Raw genomic sequence first — 20,753 nt, 5'->3', positions numbered from 1 at the left:
TCATTCGGGGATGACGGAGCCGACATAGCCCTCGAACGGTTCGTGGCTGGCAAGTTCGGTCCGCAGCCTGGTGCCGGGCATGATCTCGAAGCGCGGATCGAAATCGACCATCAGCGCGGCAAGCTGGCCGAGGATGGCGATATCGCCCTCGAACTGCGCGGTGCCGTCGGCCAGCAGCGCATCCAGCGTCGTGGCCCCCGCCATCACCCGCTCCAGATCGGCGCGGTTGACCGTCAGCGTCAGGTCGGCATCCTCGGCCGTGTAGCCCTGGATGTTGGTCAGCGTGGCGTTCGACAGTTCCACGATGAACCTTTCGTCATTGTCGGGTGTGACAAGGTTCATCGTGAATTCCACCCCCTCGGCCCGGCGCGGATCCATCCGGATCGCGAGGAAGTTCAGGAACAGTTCGGTCGACATCGCCCGGATGATGTCCGGGCTGGACGTGTCCGCGATCGCGCCCTGCGGGATGCCCGTGCGCAGTTCGTAGGCGGCGGCAAGAAAGCTGTTGCGCAGCCCCGGATTCTCCTGCTGGTAGCCGACCTGCTCGAAGGCGTCGGCCAGAGCGTCCTTGGCGGCGGCATTGCCGGGCTCGGCCTGTACCAGCTTGTTGAGGATCTCGACCTCAAGCAGGTAGTCGCCGGACTGGTGCAGCGCATCGGCCCGGGCCAGGATCACCGCGGCCCCGCCCATCATCTCGACATAAAGCGGCGCCGAGTCCTCGGGGGCGAGCGGGATCAGCGTGGCCGGGTTGCAGTCCCAGAAGCCGAGGAAGCGCTGGATCACGCCGCGGGCGTTATGCTCGGGCGAGCCGTGATAGCCGCGGCAGTGCCACTTGGCCTGGATGCCCGCGGGCATCTTGTAGACATGGTGGATCTGGTTGATGGTCACGCCCTGGTTGGCGTAGTGCAGCACCTGGTTGTTGAAATTCGCATACAGGTCACGCTGGTCGCGCAGCACCTCGCGGATGCGGTCATTGCCCCAGCGCGGCCAGTGGTGCGAGGCGAACATCACCTCGGCCTCGGTGCCGAAAAGCCTGAGCGCCTTGTTGATGTATTGCGACCAGTTCAGCGAGTCGCGCACCTGCGCCCCGCGCAGCGTGTAGATGTTGTGCAGCACCGCCGTCACGTTCTCGGCCATCCACAGCGCCTTCATGCCGGGGATCCAGGTGTTCATCTCGCGCGGGGCCTCGGTGTTGGGGGTGTACTGGAACACCATCGGCACGCCGTCGACCTCGAATTCCTCGATATCCTCGGACACGAAGCGGGTGGGCGCGATCAGCCCCGTGGCGCCTGCCGGGACACGGTGGCCAAGGCCCTGGGTGACAAAACCGTGCTGGCCCGCGGGCAGCAGCAGGCCATACTGGTAGAACAGCCGCCGGTTCATGGCATTCCCGGCATAGACGTTCTCGGAGATGGTGAACTGCATGAAGTCGCGGGGCGCGATCACCTCGACCCGGCCTTCGGCCACATCCTCGGGGGTGATCAGGCCGCGGATGCCGCCGAAATGGTCGCCATGGGTGTGCGAATAGATGACCGCAGTCACCGGCAACCCCTCGCCCACATGTTCCTGGAACAGCTCCCATGCCGCGCGCGTCGTCTCGGCCGTGGTGCCCACATCGAAGACGATCCAGCCGGTGCGGCCGCGGACGAAAGTGACATTGGCCAGATCGAAGCCGCGCACCTGATAGATGCCGGGCACCACCTCGTAGAGCCCGAAATTGTTGTTGAGCCGCGCGATCCGGGTCATCGAGGGATGGATCGAGTCGAACTCGCCCGGCACGTCGAGAAAGTCGTAATCGGCGCGGTCGAAGGCGACATTGCCCGCATCCGCCATGATCTGGCGGGCCGAACGTTCGGCGATCAGCCCGCGCGCCTGCTCGTCGAAATCCCGGGTATCGTCAAAGGGCAGACCGCTCTGCGCCTCGGCCAGCACCTTCAGCGTATGCTCCGAGGGCGCCTTGCCCTTGGGATGGAAATGGCCCGCAAGCGGCGCCCGCTGGGCATGGGCGGGGGTGGCCTCGAGCGCCAGGCTGCCGCCGATCGCAAAGGCCGCGCCCGCGGCCGGAATGGATCCCATGAATTCGCGTCTGGTGGTCATTCTCTTGCTCCCTATCCCTTGATCTTCAAGCTCAGAACCGGGCCGTGAGGCCAAGCAGCGGTCCGCCGAGGTCGATCTCGACATCGCGTCCGCCCATGTCCTTGTCGATCGACAGGTGGCGCCAACCGCCATGGGCCGACCATCGGTCGTTGATCCGGTAGTTCAGTGTCGCGATGGCCTGCCAGGTGCGTTCGGACCCGCCCGAGCCGCCGAAATCGGCAATGGCGGTGGCGGACCAGCGCTCGTTCAGCGCGATCCGGACGCGGCCGCCCGCGACCGGGTCCACCCAGCTCTTGTCCAGGGCAAAGCTCTGGCCCGGCAGGGTGCCCGGCGCGAGCGTCACGTTCAGATCGGCGCTTACGGCGCGGAACCCGCCCAGCAGATCGACCGCCACCTGCGCGTCCTCGTGCAGGCGGTAGGCGGCATAGCCGCTTGCGATCCGCAACTGCGTCTCGACTTTTGCCTGCGAAAACTGGACGCCGAAGGGCGTGTCCTTGCGTTCCGTCAGATCGGCATAGACGAAATCCGCGATCAGGCCCCAACGACCCTGCCGGGCCTCGATCACGGTCATCAGGGCAAAATCGGTCGCCGACAGGACGTCGCTGATGCTGGCATCTGCCTCAAGCGTGCCGAAGCCGGTCTCGATGGCGCTGGAGCCGCCGGGCGTCCAGACATAGGGCGATACGGTGAATTCCCACCGGGCCTCCTGGGCTGCTGCGGCATGTGCCATGGGCACGGCCGCCAGGGCAGCAACGATCCCTTTCCTCCACGCGATCATCCGTGGATTCCCCCCTCCTGCGGCTGGCCGTTTCGCCTGCCGCGGCCCCATCCTGCGAAGCGCTGGCCCTTTCCGGTCCCGGTCGACGGCCGGGCATGCAGGCTGACCCGTTGATCTCCGTCAACGACAGCCAAGGGGCAACGCAGTTTCCTCGAAAAGGGTGTAATCCTTTCGGCGGGGGGGAATTGCTACAAATGGAGCAATCCGGGGGAAAATACTCCGAGGTACTGCGCAGCCTGCCCAGGCAGGGCTGGCTGTCGGAGCAGCCCATGGACTTCCAGGCCCGAATGGCGATGGCCGGGCGCTGGACAACCTTGCAGCGTGGGGGACTGCTTTACAGCGTCGGCGATCAGCCGAACGCGGTCTTCGGTCTGGGCGAGGGCCTGCTTGACGTGTCGATTCCGATCGGGCGCGACGAGGAAGTGACCATCTACCGCGCCCGGCCCGGTTTCTGGGTCGGGGATTCCGCCTTGCTGGCGGGGACGACCCGCTCGATCACGATCTCGGCCGCCGCGGAGTCCCGTGTCTTCCGTATCCCGATCAGCGCGGTGCGCCGTGCCCTGGCAGAGCATCCCGAGGACTGGAACTGCTTTTTCCGGCTTACGCATGCGAACGCCTCGCTTGCGGTAAGCATCCTCGCAGAGGTTCTGTCATTGCCGCCACGGGCCCGCTTTGCCCGGATGCTCATTCGTCTGGCAGGCCCGGACGGAACGGTGCGGGCAACGCAGGAGGATCTGGGCCGGATGGCCGGGATGAGCCGTGCCGCGTTTCGGCGTACCTTTACCGCGCTGATCGAGCTTGGCGCGCTGCGCACCGAATATGGCTGCGTGCAGATCGTCGACCGCGCCGCCCTCGAACGCGCCTCGGAAGAAAGCTGACGCCGCATGGCGACGGGGCCGGGAACCGACGCTCAGACGCGCCTGCGCAGGCGCCAAAGCAGGATGACCAGCGGATAGGTCAGGGCATAGGTCAGCGCGCCATAGACCGCCGACGGGGTCGCATAGAGCGGGAAGCCCGCGCCATCGGCCCACAGCAGGCTGCCCACGGCAAGCCCCAGCGCGCCGTTCTGCACGCCGGTCTCGATCCCCACGGCGATCCGCTGCGGTGCCGCAAGGCCGAACAGCCAGCCCAGCCCATGGCCAAGGCCCAGAAGCAGAAGCGTCAGGAAGGCCAGTTGCCATCCCAGCAGCAGCATCCCGTCGCGCAACACCTCGATGCTGCCGACGATTGCCCAGCCCACGATCCCCAGGAACAGCGCAAAGGCGGCGCGGAAGACCATGGGTTCGTGGCGCGCGGCGGCCGCGGGCGCCAGATGCCGGACCAGCGTGCCAAGCAGGACGGGCAATGTGGCGATCAGCGCGACGCGCAGCAATACCTGCCGCATCTCGACCGCTGCCAGCTCGACGCCAAGGAAATGCCGGGCCGCCAGTACCGAAAGCACGGGCAACGTCGCCACCGACAACAGGTTCGTTACCGCGGTCAGGGACACCGACAGCGCGACATCGCCGCCAGCAAGCCGCGTCAGGATGTTGCTGGAGGCGCCGCCGGGGCACAGGGCAAGGATCACGATGCCAAGCCCGATGGCCGCCTCGGGCTGCTGGATCGCGACCAGCAGAACGCCCGTGGCCGGGACAAGCACCATCTGCGCCGCCAGACCGAGCAGGAGCGCCCGGGGGCGTGTCAGGGTGCTGCGGAAATCCCGGGGCGCAAGGCCAAGACCGATGGCAAACATGATGACGAAGACCGCGGCAGGCAGGGCGAGATCAATGGCTGTCGCGCTTGTCACGGTTTCTGGTCCACATCCTTGGCCGAACTGAACAACATGATTAACCTAAACCGCCGCATGCGGTAGAAAATCCCTGCGCATGCGCGTGCGCGGGGCGGAATCGGGGGCCGCCCGCCTGACAGGAGTTCGAAAAGATGGCTCTGATCCCGCGCTTTTCGGTCCTGGGGCTGGCTCTGGCCATCCTGTTCCTTGCGGCCTCGCTGACGCCATCCCTCATCCCGCGGGATCCGGTGCTTCAGGGCGTTCTTGGCGGTGTCGTCATGGCGCTTGGGTATCTGGCGACGCGGATCGTCGAGGGGATATGGTGGCTGGCCGACATGCCCGTGCCCAGGGGCAGGCCCCGGCAGGTTGTGCTGGGGCTTCTGTCCCTTGGCGCGCTTGCGGCGCTTGGTCTTGCGCTGCGCTACAGCCATGTCTGGCAGAACGACCTGCGCGCGCGGATGGGCGTGGAGCCGACCAGCGGGGGCCATCTGGTGCAGGTGCTGCTGGTGGCGGTGGCGGTCTTTGCCGTTCTGCATACGCTCGGCCGGCTCGTGGCGGCGTTTTCGCGCATCGTGCGCGCGCGTCTTTACCGGGTGATGCCGCGGCGGCGGGCCGATGTGCTGGGCTTTCTGCTTGTCGGTCTGGCGCTGTTCGTCCTGACCCGGGACGGGCTTCTGGACAGGACGATCAATGCGCTCGACTCGACCTTCGAGACGGCGCAGGCGCTGTTCGACACCGCGCCGCCCGCCCCGGCCGAGGCGCGCATTCCCGGCAGTCCCGCCTCGCTTGTCGACTGGAAGGCGATGGGCCAGCCGGGCCGGGATTTCGTGACGGGCGGGCCAGATGCCGCCGCGATCGCGGCCTTTACCGGGCGGCCCGCGCGCGATCCGCTCCGGGTCTATGTCGGGCGCGCGAATGCCGACACGCCGCAGGAACGGGCAGAGCTGGCGCTTGCGGAACTCATTCGCCTGGGCGCGTTTGACCGCAAGGTGCTGATCGTCACCAGCCCGACCGGGACGGGCTGGATGGATCCGGGCTCGCACGATCCGGTCGAATACATGCATGGCGGCGACATCGCCACGGTGGCGGTGCAGTACAGCTACATGCAGTCGCCCTTTGCGCTGGTCTTCGAAACGCGGACCGGGCTTGACCAGGCGGCGGCGACGGTCTCGACGATCCACGATTACTGGCGCGGGCTGCCGCCCGGGACGCGGCCGCGGCTTTACATCCACGGGCTGAGCCTGGGCGCCTGGTCGTCGATGTATGCCACGAACCTGTTCCACCTGGTCAACGACCCCATCGACGGGGCGTTCTGGGCCGGGCCGCCCTTTCCCTCCGATTTCTGGAACCGCGTCCAGACCGCGCGGCGCGAGGACAGCCCCTGGGTGCAGCCCGTCATCAGGGACGGATCGCTGATCCGTTACGCCGCGCGCGACGATGACGGGTCCGCGGGCGCGGCCGAATGGGGACCGATGCGGATCGTGTTCCTTCAGTATCCCAGCGATGCGATCGTGTTCTTCGATCCGCTGTCGACCCTGCGCGCCCCGGTCTGGATGCGCGAGCCGCCGGGCGACGGGGTCTCCCCCTATCTGCGCTTCATGCCGATCGTCACCCAGTTGCAGCTTGCATTGGACATGGCGCTGGCCACGACGGTTCCGGGGGGCTACGGGCATTCCTATTACGCGCAGGACTATATCGGCCCCTGGGTCGCGGTCACCGCGCCCGAAGGCTGGACCGAGGCCGATACCGTCCGGCTCAAGGCCCATTGCGACAACGGCTTCAAGAACGGCTGCTCGAACCGCTGACGGCCCGCCCGCCGGTGTCAGGCGGCGTAGACCCTCTGGCCGTCCATCCAGGTCTCGGTCACCCGGATCGCGCCGATGTCGTCGGGAGCAACCCCGCGCGGATCCGTTTCCAGGATCACGAGGTCGGCGAACTTGCCGGGCTCAAGGCTGCCGATCTCGTGCTCGGAATGAAGCTGCCAGGCCGCTTCCGAGGTCAGCGCGCGGATGGCGCTTTCGACCGAAACGCGCTCGTCCGGGTTCAGCACGAAATCGGGCTCCCTCCAGGTCCGCCGCGTGACCGCCATCTGGATCATGTGCAGGGGATCGGGTTCGGTCACCATGAAATCCGAATGCAGGGTGTAGCCGATCCCGGCCTTCTCGACGCTGTGCAGGCGGCCCAGATGCATCACCCGCTCGGGGCCGAACACACGGTCGCGCATCCAGACGCCCCAGAAATGCACATGCCCGATCAGGAAGCTTGCCGAAACGCCAAGATCCTTCATCCGCGCGATCTGGTCGTCATGCAGCATCGAGCAATGCTCGATCCGGGCGCGGACCTGCCCCATGTCGATGCCCGCGTCGCGCACCGCCGTACAGGCGTCCAGCACCATGTCGATGCCCGCATCGCCATTGCCATGCAGCGCCAGTTGCCAGCCTTTGGACGCCCGGTCCAGCGCGGTCGCGGTCATCTCCTCCTGCGTCATGTAGGGGGCGCCGCGACTGTCCGAGTTCAGGTAGGGTTCGCGCTGAAAGCCGGTAAAGCCCTGGTTCGAGCCGTCCGCGACCAGCTTGTAGCCCGCGATCCGCGCCAGCGCATCGCCGCTGCCCGGCCCTAACCCGGCGGCGTCCCATTCGGCCGCGCCGATCGTGTAGAAGGGATAGGCGCGGATACGCGCTTTCAGCCGCCCCGAGCGAGCCGCCGCGAACATGATCTGCGCATCCTGAACGGAACTGCTGAGCGTGCCCAGGGCAAGCTCGCTGACCGTGGTCAGCCCGAGGGCAGACCATGTGTCCAGAAGCCCGATCAGGGCCGACACCGGGTCGAGCCGCGCCATCGCCGGGGCGGCCGAGACCACCGGCACGAAGGCCACGTTGTTCTTGATGACGCCGGTCAGGTGCCCATCGGCATCGCGCACATATTCGGCCCCCGGCGGGTCGACCACGTCCTCGGGGATTCCGGCGGCCTCGAACGCCTTGCGGTTGGCATAGGCAAGGTGCCCCGAGGCGTTCATCAGGAAGATCGGCACCTCGGTCGAGATCGCGTCAAGCTCGGCAAAGGTCAGCGCGTCGAACCCCTCCTGCAACGAGGGGTCGTAGTTGCGGCCAAGCACCCACTCGCCCGGCGGCGTGACCGCCACCTTTGCGCGCAGGTGATCAAGCACCTCGGCCGCGGTGGCGAAACGCGCCATGCCGACATTCTCCATGATGCCGTCAACCGCGGAGCCCGAAACGACATGCGTATGCGGATCTATGAAGCCCGGAAGCATCGTCCGGCCCGCCAGATCGATCTCGACCGCATCCGCACCGGCCACCGCGCGCACCTCGTCCAGACTACCGACGGCGATGATCCGGTTGCCGCGAATGGCCAGCGCCTCGGCTTCGGAAAAGGCGGCGTCCACGGTCAGGATGGTGCCGCCGGCAAAGACCGTTGCCGGTGCCCCCTGCGCCGCGACCCGGGCGGGACCGGCTGCGGCAAGGCCGGTTGCCGCCGTCGCCGCGGCCAGAAATGCCCGGCGGTCAAGCGTCACATCGGGTTGCCCGAGGGTTTCGAGGGGTTTTCCCGACGCCTTGAGGAATCCATCGAAGGCGCCGCCGCAGCACGGACAGGGGAACGGCTCATGGGCCATCTTGTTCTCCATCGCAGGACACCCGAGCATAGCGCGTTTCGCGGCTTCGCAACAGGCCCGCCAGGGCGGCGGTGGTGATCCGGCACATGGCGTTGCCGGGGCAAGACGGCCCGAAGGGCGGGATCTTCGATGACCGGGGCGCGCCCGGGAACGGCCGGGCAGGATCGCAGGGCATCGACCCTGTCGTGGAAAGTTCATAAGAGATTTACCGAAATGTCATGCCGCACCCGTAGCCGGTCCATCGGACGCAGAACCCGTCGTCGACGCAAAGGAGCCCCGACATGACACGTTTGCTTTCCGCCGTCTCCCTGACCGCGCTGATGGTGCTGCCGGCGGCGGCCTTCCAGCTCGACAGCCGCTACAGCGATGCCGATGGCGACATGATCGCCGACATTCCGGCCGATCCGTCGCAATGGGTCGATCCCTCGGTGCTGGTCTTTGCCTATACGCCGGTCGAGGATCCGGCCGTCTATGCCGAAGCCTGGTCGGATTTCCTGACCCATATGGAGGAAGTGACCGGCAAGCCGGTGCAGTTCTTCCCGGTTCAGTCGAACGCCGCGCAGATCGAGGCGATGCGCGCCGGGCGCCTGCATATCGCGGGCTTCAATACCGGCTCGAACCCGCTTGCCGTGGCCTGTGCGGGCTTCCGCCCCTTCGCGATGATGGCCGCGGCCGATGGCAGCTTCGGCTACGAGATGGAATTCATCACCTATCCCGGTTCGGGCATCGAGAAGGTCGAGGACATCAAGGGCCGCACCATGGCCTTTACCTCCGAGACCTCGAATTCGGGCTTCAAGGCCCCCTCGGCGCTGATGCAGGCCAGCTATGGCATGGTCGCGGGCACGGATTTCACCCCTGCCTTCTCGGGCGCGCATGACAATTCGATCCTTGGCGTGGCCAACAAGGACTATGACGCCGCCGCCATCGCCAACTCGGTCAAGACGCGGATGATCGACCGCGGCGTGGTCACCGAGGATCAGTTCGTCATCATCTACCAGTCCGAAACCTTCCCGACGACGGGCTACGGCACCGTCTTCAACCTGCATCCCGACCTTCAGGAAAAGATCCGCGAGGCGTTCTTTTCCTTCGACTGGGAAGGCACGAGCCTGGAGGCCGAATTCTCGCGCTCGGGCGAGGCACAGTTCATCCCGATCACCTTCAAGGACAACTGGAACGTGATCCGCGAGATCGACGCCGCGATGGGCGTTCAGTATACCTGCAACTGAGACCGCAGCCAGAATGACGGACGGCAGGCGGTGCGCCGCCTGCCGTTCTTGCCTTGAACGAACGGAGCCGCGCGGATGCTGAGCGTCGAGAACCTCACCAAGGTCTACAGGACCGGCGACAAGGCTCTGACCGATGTCAGCTTTACCGTGCCCAGGGGGCAGGTCGTCGGGCTGATCGGTCCCTCGGGGGCGGGCAAGTCCACGCTGATCCGCTGTGTCAACCGGCTGGTGGAACCAAGCGCGGGCAGTGTGCGGCTGAACGATCTGGACATCACCCGCCTGCGGTCGGGCGACCTGCGCCGGGCAAGGCGTCGAATTGGCATGATCTTTCAGGAATACGCCCTGGTCGAGCGGCTGACGGTGATGGAAAACGTGCTGTCGGGCAGGCTGGGCTACGTCCCCTTCTGGCGCAGCTTTACCCGCCGCTTTCCGCCTGCCGACATCGCCAAGGCGTTCCGCCTGCTCGACCGTGTCGGCCTGTCGGCCCATGCCGACAAGCGCGCCGATGCGCTGTCGGGCGGCCAGCGGCAACGGGTGGGCATCGCTCGGGCGCTGGAACAGGATCCCGACCTGTTGCTGGTGGACGAACCCACCGCCAGCCTCGACCCCAAGACCAGCCGCCAGATCATGCGCCTGATCGTCGAGATCTGCCGCGAAAGCGGGCTGCCCGCGATCATCAACATCCATGACGTGGTGCTGGCCCAGCAATTCGCCGACCGCATCATCGGCTTGCAGGCCGGCCGCGTGGTCTTTGACGGCCCGCCCGCCGGGCTGACCGAAGAGGTGCTGACCCGGATCTATGGCGAGGAGGACTGGACCGCGATGCGCCAGGCCGCCGCCGAGGACGAGGCCGCCGAGGCCGAACAGCGCGACGAGGCCAAGAAGATGATGAGGGCGCTGTGACGGCCGCCGACTACCCCACGCGGTGGAAACGCCCGCCGCAACTGATAAAGTCGCGCTTCTGGAGCTATGCGCTGGCGATCGGCGCGATTGTCTATCTGGTGCTGGCTGTCGGCACCGTCGAGGTGAACTGGCAGCGCGTCATGATCGGGATGGAACGCGGGCAGCGCTTTGTCGCGGGATTCCTGCAACCCGATTTCACCACCCGCTGGCGCGACATCAGCCAGGGGCTGATCGAAAGCCTGACGATGACGCTGACCTCGACCGTGGTTGGCGTTCTGATCTCGATCCCCATCGGCATCGGCGCGGCGCGCAACCTTGCCCCGGCCTGGGTCTATGCGATCTGCCGCGGCATCATCGCCGTTTCCCGCGCGTTGCAGGAAATCATCGTCGCGATCTTCTTCGTCGCGCTGTTCGGCTTCGGCGCCTTTGCGGGCTTCCTGACGCTGACCTTCGCCACCATCGGCTTCATCGGCAAGCTTCTGGCCGAGGATATCGAGGATATCGACGAATCCCAGGCCGAAGCGATCCGCGCCACCGGCGCCTCGTGGCTGCAGCTTGTCAACTATGCGGTCCAGCCGCAGGTGATGCCGCGGCTGATCGGGCTGTCGCTCTACCGGCTCGACATCAATTTCCGAGAATCCGCCGTGATCGGCATCGTCGGCGCAGGCGGGATCGGGGGCACGCTGAACACGGCGCTGAACCGTTACGAATATGACAGCGCGGGCGCGATCCTGATCATCATCATCGCCATCGTGATGCTGTCGGAATATTCCTCCAGCCATCTGCGCAGGTGGGTGCAATGAGCATGACCGACATCCCCGCCGCCGAGGCGCCGGTCTGGCATCACCGCAGCTTTGCCGGGCGGCTTGCGCTTTATGCCGGGTGGCTGGGTCTGGTCGCGCTGTTCGTCTGGTGCTGGAACCTGATGACGGAACGCACCATGTGGGTGTTCGTCCATGATGCGCCAAAGGCCGCCGCCGATCTGGTCAGCCGCGCCTGGCCGCCGCGCTGGTCCTATATGGACCGGCTGTGGGGGCCGCTCTGGGACACGATCAACATTGCCACGCTGGGCACGCTGCTGGGCATCGTGATCGCGGTGCCGCTGGCCATTCTGGCGGCCACCAACACCACGCCCTCGCGGCTTTTCCTGCGGCCCCTCGCGCTGTTCTGCATCGTCGCCAGCCGCTCGATCAACTCGCTGATCTGGGCGCTGCTGCTGGTGTCGATCCTCGGCCCCGGCATCCTGGCGGGGATCCTTGCCATCGGCTTTCGTTCTGTCGGCTTCATCGGCAAGCTGCTTTACGAGGCGATCGAGGAAACCGACGCGCAGCAGATCGAGGCGATCACCGCCACCGGCGCGACCAAGGCGCAGATCCTCAGCTACGGCATCGTCCCGCAGGTGCTGCCGACCTTTTACGGCATCAGCGTGTTCCGCTGGGACATCAACATCCGCGAAAGCGCGATCCTGGGTCTTGTCGGCGCGGGCGGGATCGGGGCGCAGCTCAATGCCAGCCTGAACGTGCTGGCCTGGCCGCAGGTGACGCTGATCATGCTGGTCATCCTCGCGACGGTCGTGGTCAGCGAATGGGTCTCGGCCCGCGTGCGCCACGCAATCATCTGACGCGCGCGCCGCGGCGGCCCGGCGCAGAACTTGAATCTGCCGCCCCTGCGATGATATTGTAAGGCGACATCATCATGTGCAAGGCGCGATCCCCATGCAGGAGTCGACGGTAACGATCAAGGGCCAGACGACCCTGCCCCGGGATGTGCGCCTTGCCCTCGGTCTGTCCAGCGGGGACCGCGTCCGCTATGTCATCCAGGATGGCGAGGTCCGGCTTCTGAAGGTGCAGCCCGTCGCCACACTGGCGGGTCTGCTGGCCCGGCCGGGCCGTGCGCCCGTCACGCTCGACGAGATGGAGGACGCCATCGCGCGCGGGGCCTCCGGGGACACCCCAGCGTGATCGCCATCGACACCAATGTTCTGGTGCGCTTCCTGACCCAGGACGATCCCGATCAGGCCCGGGCCGCCACGAACCTGATGAACGGACTTGGCGAAAGCGATCCCGGCTTTGTATGCCGCGAGGTCGTGGTGGAACTGGTCTGGGTTCTCGAGCGTGCCTACGGGTTCGGCCGCAGCGACGTGGCCCGCGCGCTGGAGGGTCTGCTCTCGGCCGCCGAGATCGTGGTCGAGGCGGCCGACGATGTCGGGCGGACCGCGTTCCGGTACCGCGAAGGCGGGTTCGGTTTCGCCGATCTGATGATCGCCGCGGCGGCCCGGCGGCAGGACGCGGTTCCGCTGGTGACCTTCGACCGAAAGGCCGCGCGCATCCCCGGGGTCGAACTGCTGACACATTGAGCGGAGCCCTGTGGCTGGCACCCGCTTGCGGCAGCGCGATCTGCCGCATGCCCCTGACGCGCCGTTCAGCGTGACCTATATCAGCAATCGCTCGAAACTCTCGCGTTCCTGCGGTCGCTTGAACAGGAATCCCTGGCCAACGGTACATTCGTTCTTCACCAGCCACTCCCGCTGCGTCTCGGTTTCGACACCCTCGGCGACGACCTCGATCCCGAGCCCCCGGCCCAGGGCCAGGATTGCCTGCACGATCCGTTCCGTCTGCATTTCGCCAATTCCAAGCTTCGCGACAAAGCTGCGGTCGATCTTTAGCTCGCTCGTGTTCATCTTCTCGAGATACAGGAGCGAGGCGTAGCCGGTTCCGAAATCGTCGATCGAAAGCCGGACCCCCGCGGCCGTAAGCTGCGCAAGCCGCTCGGTCGTGTCGGACGAAAACCGCAGCATGGACGTTTCGGTTATCTCCAGGATAAGGAGCTCCGGGGGGATGTTGTTGAAGTCGAGAAACGAAAGAACCGTCGAAACGAAATTGGCCGCATGCAGGGAACGCGCCGAGATGTTCACCGATATCGGCAGGAAGACGCCCTTTGCAAAAAGGGATTTCTGCTGTTCGGCGAACAGTTTCAGCACGCGAAGATCCAGCGCATTGCTCAGCCCGTTCATTTCGGCCAGCGGCACGAATTCCAGTGGCGCGACTTCGCCCAGATGCGGATCGCGCCATCGCAGCAATGCTTCGGCGCCGACGATCCGCCGGCTGTTGCGAAGATCGACCTTTGGCTGGAAGACGAGGCGAAAGTTGTCTTCGGCAAGCGCCGTGCGGAGCGAACTGAGTATTCGCAACCGCCGCTCGCTGCCGGTGCGCAGATCGTCGCTGCATAGCGTGATACGGTCGCGACCGCCCGACTTGGAGGCGTAGAGCGCAAGGTCGGCGGCCCGCAACAGTTCCTCGGCGGTCGCGCCGTCGCGGGGATAAGAGCTGAGGCCGACGCTACAGGTCAGGATGATCTGGGTGCCCGCCACCTCGTATGGGGTGCGGATTTCCCTGAGGATACGCTCCAGGCAGGCTTCGGCCTCGGCGGCCGTCCGGTGGGCCAGGAAAAGCAGGAACTCGTCGCCGCCGAAACGCGCCACATAGCCCATTTCGCCGACGGCATCTTCCATCCTGCGGGCAATGGCACAAAGCAGGGCGTCGCCCACCTCATGCCCCATGGCGTCGTTCGTTTCCTTGAAGCTGTCGATGTCGATGAAGCTCAGGAACAGTTCCGAACCGCTTGTTTCGGCGGCGCCGATCTCCTCGTTGATCTGCTCCATGAACGCGGTGCGATTCATCAGGCGCGTCAGCGGATCGCGTCCCGAGGTGGTCCTGGCCTGATCGAATGCCCTTTCAAGATCGGATTTCGGCTCGATGATTTCCGTGATGTCCGTGGAAATGCCGCCGACGGCGATATGGGCGCCGGTCTCGTCGTGAATCGGGAACTTGCCGATGATGAAGTTGCGCCTTTCGCCAGAGGGCATGACATGGACGCCCGGCGCAAAACAGGGCCGCCCCGAGGTCAGAACCTCGATATCCATTGCGCGCGAGCCCAGAAGACCGTTGAAGCGGCTGCGCACCTTGCGCAAATCCGGGTCAGCGCCTTGGGTATGTGCCCTGGTGATGGGGTTGGCAAAGGCAAGCTGTCCCTCGCGATCGAAGGCATGCATCAACGACGTGGCGCCCTTGAGAAAGGCTTCGCTGAACATGGACCGCCTTTCCCGCTCGGCGGCTTTCGTGCGGTCGACAAGCAGCATCTGCACGTCGCCGACATCCGACAGGACGGCCGGAAGCAAGGCAAGATGGGCTTCCATCGTGCGATGGCCAATGCCGTTTCCCTTTGGCGGGATGTCAATCATCACCTGCTGCGGAGGCGACGCGCGCTGCGTGTCGGTCAGCGCCGCGCTTCGGGACAGGTACTGATGCAGCCCGTTGGCCGAACCGGCGTCGATCAGGCGATAGATGGAGCGATTCACAAGCAGGGCAGAGGCGCTGACACCAAAGACCTGTCCGGCCATATGGTTGGCGCGGCGCACCACGCCCAGGCGGTCCAGCACAAGAACCGGCAGCGGCGCCGATTCGAAAAGGCCGCGATAGCGATCCGCTTCGCTCTCGGCCGCGACAAGCGCCGTGGCAAGCTCCTGGCTCTGCTGGTCAAGCAGATGCGGCGCAATCTCGGCATCCTCCAGGACCGCTCTCGGCGACGGCTGCGGGTCACGCCTGCCCATCCGCAGGTCGGCCGGGCTGGTTACAGCGGGGGTAACGGAAGTTTCCAAGCTGATCGCTCCGGGGGGCGCGCGCCTTGTTTGCCGATGACCACTCGACTTGTCCCGTTCCATCCACCTGCCCCTCAGAGCCTTATTGTGCCAAGGCCCCGCGCAGGGGCCCGACCCGTCTTTCAAGCACTTTCACTCGGGATACCTTACGAAGTGTTAATCGCCCGTCGGTTGTTTCACCGATTTACGGATTATCTATGATTGTGTGTCGTGGCCGCGGATCATCGGCCTCGGCCCACCGCCCGCCGGGTCTGTCAGCTTTGCGCGCTCAGGCGACAGAAACCGACGGCACGCACCGGCAAGTGCCTAGCTTTCGGCCATATTCCCGTACCATGGGGTGATCTCGATGTGGCTGACGACTGCCCCGAATTCCTGCCCGGTCACGGGCGCGACCGTCATGAAGAACCAGCGCTTCTGGTCCGGCGCGTGGCAGGGATATTCAAGCGAGAAGGACTGCCGCGTTCCTTCCAGGATTTCCTTCACCCCCTCCAGGGCGGACACCGCGCTGCGCATGTCGTCCGGGGACGATCTTGGCGGGCCGGACGATATCGCCCCCCGGCAAACCTCGAGGTAGTTGGATCCCGGACCGCTTCGCTTCAGCTCGGGATCGCCGTTGGCCCTGGCAAAGCGTATCCAGGCGGCGTTGGTCAAAAGGATCGTTCCATCGAAGTCCAGCACGGCGATATGTTCGGGCAGCGCATCGATGATCCCCTGAAGCTTGGCAAGGTTGCGATACACAGTCACGTTCATCACCGTGATGACGGCGCCGCGCTGGCCGCTGGTCTTGATCGAATAGGGCACGATCCGCACGCGATAGATTTCGCCATCCTCGCCCAGCACCTCGCGTTCGCATCGGTCTTCGGTCCGGATCGTGTCGTGGATGTCGTCGATCAGGGCCGGGTATTTCAGCCTGTGCGTGATATCCCCCAGCGGCCGGCCCACATCGCTGTCGCGCAGCTTGAAGATCTTGCCGGCATCGGGCGAAAACCGCGTGATCAGAAGCATCTCGTCGACAAAGACGGCCGCGACCCCGACCGCGCGCAGCATGCTGCCCAGATCGGCATTCAGGCGGTTGAGCAGGGAAATCTTCTCCTGATACTCGGCATTGACCGTGTTTATCTCCTCGTTGACGGATTGCAGTTCCTCGTTCGAGCTTTGCAGTTCCTCGTTCGAGGCCATCAGTTCCTCGTTGGTCGCCTGCAATTCCTCGTTCGATGTCTCAAGCTCCTCGATGGCGCTCTGCAAATCGGCGCGCGTCGCCTCAAGCTGTCGTTCAAGGATGTCGATCCGGGCCTTTTCAAGGCTGGTCAGGTCGATCTGCTGCGGCACCGCATGGCCCGGCGCATCGGCATCCACCTTTTCGAAACTCAGCAGAACGCAAGACCCGGCCAGTTCGGGCGATTGCACCGGAACGGCGTGCAGCCGCACGACATGGCCAACGTCATCTATCGAAAATCTGGTCGGTTCGGACACATGGGCATTTCCGGTCTCGACCGCCTTGCAGATCAGAACGCTTGCCACCGCGGCCATCGCCTCGGGAAGCAGCCGCGCAAGATCAAGGCTGGCCTTTCCCGACCGCGTCCGCAGGAACGGGCTGACATTCCCCTGAAAATGGATCACCTCGAAGCGATCATTCACCAGGATCGAGGGCGGCGCCCAGGCATCCAGAAGCGTTCGCATCGCAGCATCCAGGGCGATGTCCCTGGCGTCCGGATCGCTGGCGTGCCCGCCGCTGTGGCGCGTGGCATGCGCCTCTGCCCGGGACCGGCTGCCCCGTGCTCCGGCGCGCGAAAGATGCGGCGCAGCAAGGTCGATCTTGCCGGCCGAACCCGCGCTTTCGAGACGAAAGATCTTGTTGTTCGCGTCGACCGTTTCATAACCCGATTGTTCGAGGCCAAGCGACTCGCTCTGGCCAAGGAACAGAAATCCGCCGCTTCGCGCGGCAAAGCGCAGCCTGCTCAGGGCGGATAGCTGCGCCTTGGGGCGCAGGTAGATCAGGGTATTCCGGCAAGACACCAGATCCATCCGCGTAAAGGGCGGATCTTGCAACAGATCATGACGCGCAAAGATCAGCGACTGGCGCAGTTCGGGTGACACGACCAGCGTATCGCGATCCTGCGTAAAGAACCGCTCCAGCCGCGCCGGGCTGACCTCTGCGGCAACCGAATCCGGGTACACCCCGGCCGCGGCAACCTGAAGGCAGTCTTCGCTGACATCCGTCGCGAACACCTTGAGGCTGTGCGGCCGCTGCACCCGCCCCAGCGCCTCGTGAAACAGCATTGCGATGGAATAGGCTTCCTCGCCCGTCGCGCAGCCCGCCACCCAGACCCGCGCGGTGTCCCGGGGTGCAAGTCCTTCGACGATCCGCGGGATGACCTTCTCCTCCAGCGCCCGAAACGCATCGTCGTCACGAAAGAAGCGCGTCACCGAGATCAGCAACTCGCGCCGGAGCGCCATGACCTCGGCATCCGAGTCTAAGAGAATTTGCAGATACTGCGCCAGCGTGGCGACCCGCTGCACCTGCATCCGCCGGGACAGGCGGCGCAGAACGGTCGTGCTCTTGTAATCGCGGAAATCCACGCCGCCCGATGCGGCGAGACGCAGGAAAATCCTGTCCAGGATCGCAGAATCATCCTCGGCCGTCTCGTGCGGTTCCTCGTCCGGCTGTTTCCCGCCCTGCCCGGCGCCGGGCACGCGAATCCTGGGCGCTGCGTCCTTGTCGAGAAGCGCGCGTTCGGCCAGCTCGGCCGCAGGCAGGCAGGCATCGACGACGCCCGCGCGCTTGACGCTCTGGGGCATGCTGTCGAATTTCGCCTCGTCGGGATCCTGGATCAGCACGAACCCACCGGCCTCGTTGATGGCAATCGCACCCCGCGTTCCGTCGGAACCGGTACCGGACAGGACGATCCCGATCGCGCGCTGACCAAAGGCCTGGGCCAGCGACGCAAAGAAGATGTCGATCGGCAGGGACAGCGTCTCGCTGCGCGGCGACAGCTTGAGGGTATCGGCCTCGATCCGCATCTCTGCGCCGGGCGGGATCAGATAGACATGATCGCGTTCGATTCGCTGGTCCGCGTCGATCATGGCGACCGGCATCTTCGTGCGCCGCGACAGCAGCTCTGCCATCAGGCTCTCGTGCTTCGGCGAAAGGTGCTGAATCACGACGAATGACGCCCCGGAATCGCAGGGGCAGTTCTCGAAAAACACCTCGAGCGCAGAAAGCCCGCCGGCCGAGGCGCCGATTCCGACCACGCGCAGCGGCGCCTGTTCCTCGGCCGAGGCCATCGTCTGTTGCTGGACAGAACCGTCGGGCGACTCCACTGTGTTCTCCTGCTGCTCGATGCGATCCGTGCCGCCTGCATGATCGTCTTGTCCGGGGGAAGCCATCCGGCACGTTTCCCGCCTACAACCTAGGATAATACGAACCGGCCGCCCTTCGCCACAACCTTTCCTTAATTTCTGCACCGATCATGCAGGCCGGACCAGACACCCCCCTGCCTCGCGATCAGTCCAACGCATCCGCGCTTCCCATCGGCGGCCCGGGCCTCATGGCCCCGATTGCGGCGCACGACTCGGAAGACAGCCCCGACGCACGGAAACCTTGGGAAATGGTAAACAGGGATCGCGCAGGATTAGGAAACCCTCAGGGCCGGTTTCTTAATTTCGGGCAGTGCCAACTGACCCATGGAAATCCTGTTCATTATGTCCGCAATTGTCTTGCCCCCCCGCTGGTCCAACCCCGACCTCCTGCTCGCCTCGCTGCTCGCACTCACGGTCCTCGGGTGCCTTGCAATCCTTCCCCTGCTCGATCCCGGGCCGCGACCTGCGTGGCCCCATCCGCTTTTGCTAGGGGGCTTCCTGACACTCGCCCTCGGCATGGTGATCCGGCGTCTTTGCGGCAGGCTCCCGCTTGCCGTGTCTGCCCTGGGCGCCGTTTCTCTCATCGTCATCCTGCACGCCGCCACGGGCAGCACGCTACGCCCCTTGACCGGACCCGCTCCGAACGACTGGCCCCTTGCGCTCGGCCTTGATCGGACGATCCGATCCGAAGCGGCAATCGTCCTGTGCGCCCTTCACATGAGCATGCTCGGCGACCTCTGGGGACGGCGGCTCTCGCTTGTCATGCTGGGCATCGCCTGGGCCGGAACCGTTTTCACCGTGGTCGCGATCTCGCTGGGCGGTTTCGAGCGCATGGACGCCTCGGGGCTCCTGCTGATCTGCATCCTTCTCGCCCTGCTGGCCCAGACCTGGTGGCTCAAGGACGAAGCCGCGCTCCGCGCCGTCTTTTCCCGATCGCGGTTCGGCCTTCTCACGCGCCTGCTGCTCGTCGCCGCCGTGATCGTGCCGCTCGCGTCCGATCTGCGGGACCGGGCCTTCGGCGCGGCGGCAACCGACAACATTCTTCTGCTGAGCGCCGCGGCCAGCGTTGTCAGCCTGGCCACGATCACGTTGGTTCTGGCCTTCGGGCATACCCTCTACCGCATGGATCAACTCCGCGCCGAACTGGCGCGCTACGACCTTGTGACCGGAATCGTCACCTGCAAGGGATTGCAGGACGGCGCCGGACCCGATCTCAGGCATCATGGGGTAATCCTGTTCTCGATCGACGATTTCGCGACGCTCGAGGACACGTTCGGACCCGGCTTCGGCGAGGATCTGCTTCGGCATGTGGCGCAAACGCTCTGGGCCAACCTGCGCAAGAACGACATTCTCGCGCGCGGCGCCGACGCAGAATTTGCCGCCTTCGTGGATGTTCCCGATATCGAAAGCCTGTCTTGCGCCGCCACAAGGCTGCGCGAGTCGCTCGAAAACGCCGAGCATCGGGAAGACGGGAAAAACTACCCGCGCATCAGCGTTTCCTTCGGGACGAGCATGGTCGAACCCTGGGAGACGAATATCGACAGCGCCTTGCAGCGAGCAAAGGCCAACCTGCCAATCACGGGCACCAGCCGTATCGCCCCGGATTGACCCGCCCGCGCCGACCCGGTCACGCGCGCCGGCCATCTCCGGCGCGTTGCATCATCCGTGACTGCCAGACGCGATTGTTCTTTCGCGCAATGCCCAGCACAGGGCGCCATGCTGCGGCGCTGACCGGGGTTCTCAGCGTCACATCGCAAAGCGTCAGGCGTTCGAGCGAAAGATCCTCCTGCATGGTCTGGGTGCTCAACAGGATGACCGGAACCGTCGGACACAGATGCCGAAACCTCAGCAGCGCGCGGATGCAGCCGGTGATGCCGCCGAAATCGTCTATCTGCACGACCAGACAGCCCCAGGCACGCCCGGCGTGCCGGGCATCCCGCTGCAAGTCCGAAAGCGCAAGATCGAGGTCCATATAGATCACGCTGCGTCGGGTAATGACGCGGGTTTCCACGCCCGACGCCGTGAATCGGGCCGCGGCAAGCATGACGCGCCCCGGCGCGCGTCGCGACGAATAGGCCCCCCTGGCCCTGGACTGATTGCGATCCTGCCAATCTCCATCCGTTCCGGTGGCCGCATTCCTGTCTGTGGCGTTCCGATTTGCCGAGGCAGACGCATAGCGCGTGTAGGTCCGAGGATTGAAATCGTCCAAGCCCATGGTAGTCACCCTGAAACGAGCCCCCACCCGTTCCACCCCTCTAGGGTCAGGACCCATTGATATACTTGAAGCTGTCCGGCCTGCGTGATTCAAGCTCCCGAACTGACGGGGGTGGAGA

At 65.3% G+C, this 20,753-nt stretch carries 16 protein-coding genes; 9 read left to right on the top strand and 7 right to left on the bottom strand.

Going from position 1 to position 20,753, the window contains the following annotated elements; all coding sequences use genetic code 11:
• Entirely contained in the window at positions 1-2,097 is a 2,097-nt protein-coding gene (locus GH815_RS16575) for an alkyl/aryl-sulfatase (protein ID WP_153749869.1), read from the bottom strand.
• A gap of 31 nt (positions 2,098-2,128) precedes the next feature.
• A complete protein-coding gene (locus GH815_RS16570; protein WP_246176494.1) occupies positions 2,129-2,827 on the bottom strand; it encodes a hypothetical protein in 699 nt (232 codons plus the stop codon).
• Positions 2,828-3,144: 317 nt separating this feature from the next.
• On the opposite strand from GH815_RS16570, the gene GH815_RS16565 reads away from it, so the two are divergent.
• Entirely contained in the window at positions 3,145-3,753 is a 609-nt protein-coding gene (locus GH815_RS16565; RefSeq protein WP_246176493.1) for a Crp/Fnr family transcriptional regulator, read from the top strand.
• 32 nt (positions 3,754-3,785) lie between these two features.
• Here the strand turns inward: GH815_RS16565 and GH815_RS16560 are convergent, their stop codons facing one another.
• Positions 3,786-4,661: a bile acid:sodium symporter gene (locus GH815_RS16560; protein WP_170290373.1), complete on the bottom strand. Its 876-nt coding sequence runs from the start codon at positions 4,659-4,661 to the stop codon at positions 3,786-3,788.
• Between the two features lie 134 nt (positions 4,662-4,795).
• Here GH815_RS16560 and GH815_RS16555 point away from each other — a divergent pair, with 134 nt between their 5' ends.
• Entirely contained in the window at positions 4,796-6,448 is a 1,653-nt protein-coding gene (locus tag GH815_RS16555; RefSeq protein WP_153749865.1) for an alpha/beta hydrolase, read from the top strand.
• Positions 6,449-6,465: 17 nt separating this feature from the next.
• Here GH815_RS16555 and GH815_RS16550 read toward each other — a convergent pair whose 3' ends face one another.
• On the bottom strand, positions 6,466-8,274 hold the full coding sequence (locus tag GH815_RS16550) for an amidohydrolase (RefSeq protein WP_153749864.1): 1,809 nt from the start codon (positions 8,272-8,274) through the stop codon (positions 6,466-6,468).
• Positions 8,275-8,555: 281 nt separating this feature from the next.
• Here GH815_RS16550 and phnD point away from each other — a divergent pair, with 281 nt between their 5' ends.
• From phnD to GH815_RS16520, 6 genes are all read left to right on the top strand, one after another.
• The gene (phnD, locus tag GH815_RS16545; RefSeq protein WP_153749863.1) at positions 8,556-9,500 is read left to right on the top strand and encodes a phosphate/phosphite/phosphonate ABC transporter substrate-binding protein; all 945 of its coding nucleotides are present in this window, start codon (positions 8,556-8,558) and stop codon (positions 9,498-9,500) included.
• A 75-nt stretch (positions 9,501-9,575) separates the two neighbouring features.
• Entirely contained in the window at positions 9,576-10,403 is an 828-nt protein-coding gene (gene phnC / locus GH815_RS16540) for a phosphonate ABC transporter ATP-binding protein (RefSeq protein WP_153749862.1), read from the top strand.
• Positions 10,400-11,206: a phosphonate ABC transporter, permease protein PhnE gene (phnE, locus tag GH815_RS16535; protein WP_343030930.1), complete on the top strand. Its 807-nt coding sequence runs from the start codon at positions 10,400-10,402 to the stop codon at positions 11,204-11,206. The genes phnC and phnE (GH815_RS16535) overlap by 4 nt, the downstream gene beginning before the upstream one ends.
• Positions 11,207-11,208: 2 nt before the next feature.
• Positions 11,209-12,024 (top strand): phosphonate ABC transporter, permease protein PhnE, encoded by an 816-nt coding sequence (gene phnE, locus GH815_RS16530; RefSeq protein ID WP_153749888.1) that lies wholly within the window; start codon positions 11,209-11,211, stop codon positions 12,022-12,024.
• A gap of 94 nt (positions 12,025-12,118) precedes the next feature.
• Complete coding sequence (locus GH815_RS16525; RefSeq protein WP_153749860.1) at positions 12,119-12,364, top strand: AbrB/MazE/SpoVT family DNA-binding domain-containing protein; 246 nt, start codon at positions 12,119-12,121, stop codon at positions 12,362-12,364.
• Positions 12,361-12,759 (top strand): PIN domain-containing protein, encoded by a 399-nt coding sequence (locus GH815_RS16520; protein ID WP_343030929.1) that lies wholly within the window; start codon positions 12,361-12,363, stop codon positions 12,757-12,759. Before GH815_RS16525 ends, GH815_RS16520 begins: the two co-directional genes overlap by 4 nt.
• Positions 12,760-12,834: 75 nt before the next feature.
• Here GH815_RS16520 and GH815_RS16515 read toward each other — a convergent pair whose 3' ends face one another.
• Complete coding sequence (locus GH815_RS16515; RefSeq protein ID WP_153749859.1) at positions 12,835-15,123, bottom strand: putative bifunctional diguanylate cyclase/phosphodiesterase; 2,289 nt, start codon at positions 15,121-15,123, stop codon at positions 12,835-12,837.
• A gap of 243 nt (positions 15,124-15,366) precedes the next feature.
• Positions 15,367-18,381 carry a chemotaxis protein CheB gene (locus GH815_RS16510; RefSeq protein WP_170290372.1) on the bottom strand — a complete coding sequence of 1,005 codons (3,015 nt, stop codon included), beginning with the start codon at positions 18,379-18,381 and terminating at the stop codon, positions 15,367-15,369.
• A 363-nt stretch (positions 18,382-18,744) separates the two neighbouring features.
• Between GH815_RS16510 and GH815_RS16505 the strand changes: the two genes are divergently transcribed.
• Complete coding sequence (locus GH815_RS16505; RefSeq protein ID WP_153749857.1) at positions 18,745-20,028, top strand: GGDEF domain-containing protein; 1,284 nt, start codon at positions 18,745-18,747, stop codon at positions 20,026-20,028.
• A gap of 19 nt (positions 20,029-20,047) precedes the next feature.
• On the opposite strand, the gene GH815_RS16500 is transcribed toward GH815_RS16505, so the two are convergent.
• On the bottom strand, positions 20,048-20,635 hold the full coding sequence (locus GH815_RS16500; protein ID WP_153749856.1) for a hypothetical protein: 588 nt from the start codon (positions 20,633-20,635) through the stop codon (positions 20,048-20,050).
• Between the last annotated feature and the right edge of the window lie 118 nt (positions 20,636-20,753).

It is taken from the genome of Rhodovulum strictum (assembly GCF_009649175.1).
Lineage (GTDB): Bacteria > Pseudomonadota > Alphaproteobacteria > Rhodobacterales > Rhodobacteraceae > Rhodovulum > Rhodovulum strictum.
Note: the sequence above shows the minus strand (reverse complement) of the source record. Positions and strands in the feature narration are given on the sequence as shown.

Excerpts from the sequence above, each read along its gene's own strand:
- GH815_RS16575 (WP_153749869.1), bottom strand. The coding sequence starts at position 2,097 with ATGACCACCAGACGCGAATTCATGGGATCCATTCCGGCCGCGGGCGCG.
- GH815_RS16570 (WP_246176494.1), bottom strand. The coding sequence starts at position 2,827 with ATGGCACATGCCGCAGCAGCCCAGGAGGCCCGGTGGGAATTCACCGTA.
- GH815_RS16565 (WP_246176493.1), top strand. The coding sequence starts at position 3,145 with ATGGACTTCCAGGCCCGAATGGCGATGGCCGGGCGCTGGACAACCTTG.
- GH815_RS16555 (WP_153749865.1), top strand. The coding sequence starts at position 4,796 with ATGGCTCTGATCCCGCGCTTTTCGGTCCTGGGGCTGGCTCTGGCCATC.
- GH815_RS16550 (WP_153749864.1), bottom strand. The coding sequence starts at position 8,274 with ATGGCCCATGAGCCGTTCCCCTGTCCGTGCTGCGGCGGCGCCTTCGAT.
- phnD (WP_153749863.1), top strand. The coding sequence starts at position 8,556 with ATGACACGTTTGCTTTCCGCCGTCTCCCTGACCGCGCTGATGGTGCTG.
- phnC (WP_153749862.1), top strand. The coding sequence starts at position 9,576 with ATGCTGAGCGTCGAGAACCTCACCAAGGTCTACAGGACCGGCGACAAG.
- phnE (WP_153749888.1), top strand. The coding sequence starts at position 11,209 with ATGACCGACATCCCCGCCGCCGAGGCGCCGGTCTGGCATCACCGCAGC.
- GH815_RS16525 (WP_153749860.1), top strand. The coding sequence starts at position 12,119 with ATGCAGGAGTCGACGGTAACGATCAAGGGCCAGACGACCCTGCCCCGG.
- GH815_RS16515 (WP_153749859.1), bottom strand. The coding sequence starts at position 15,123 with ATGGAACGGGACAAGTCGAGTGGTCATCGGCAAACAAGGCGCGCGCCC.
- GH815_RS16505 (WP_153749857.1), top strand. The coding sequence starts at position 18,745 with ATGGAAATCCTGTTCATTATGTCCGCAATTGTCTTGCCCCCCCGCTGG.
- GH815_RS16500 (WP_153749856.1), bottom strand. The coding sequence starts at position 20,635 with ATGGGCTTGGACGATTTCAATCCTCGGACCTACACGCGCTATGCGTCT.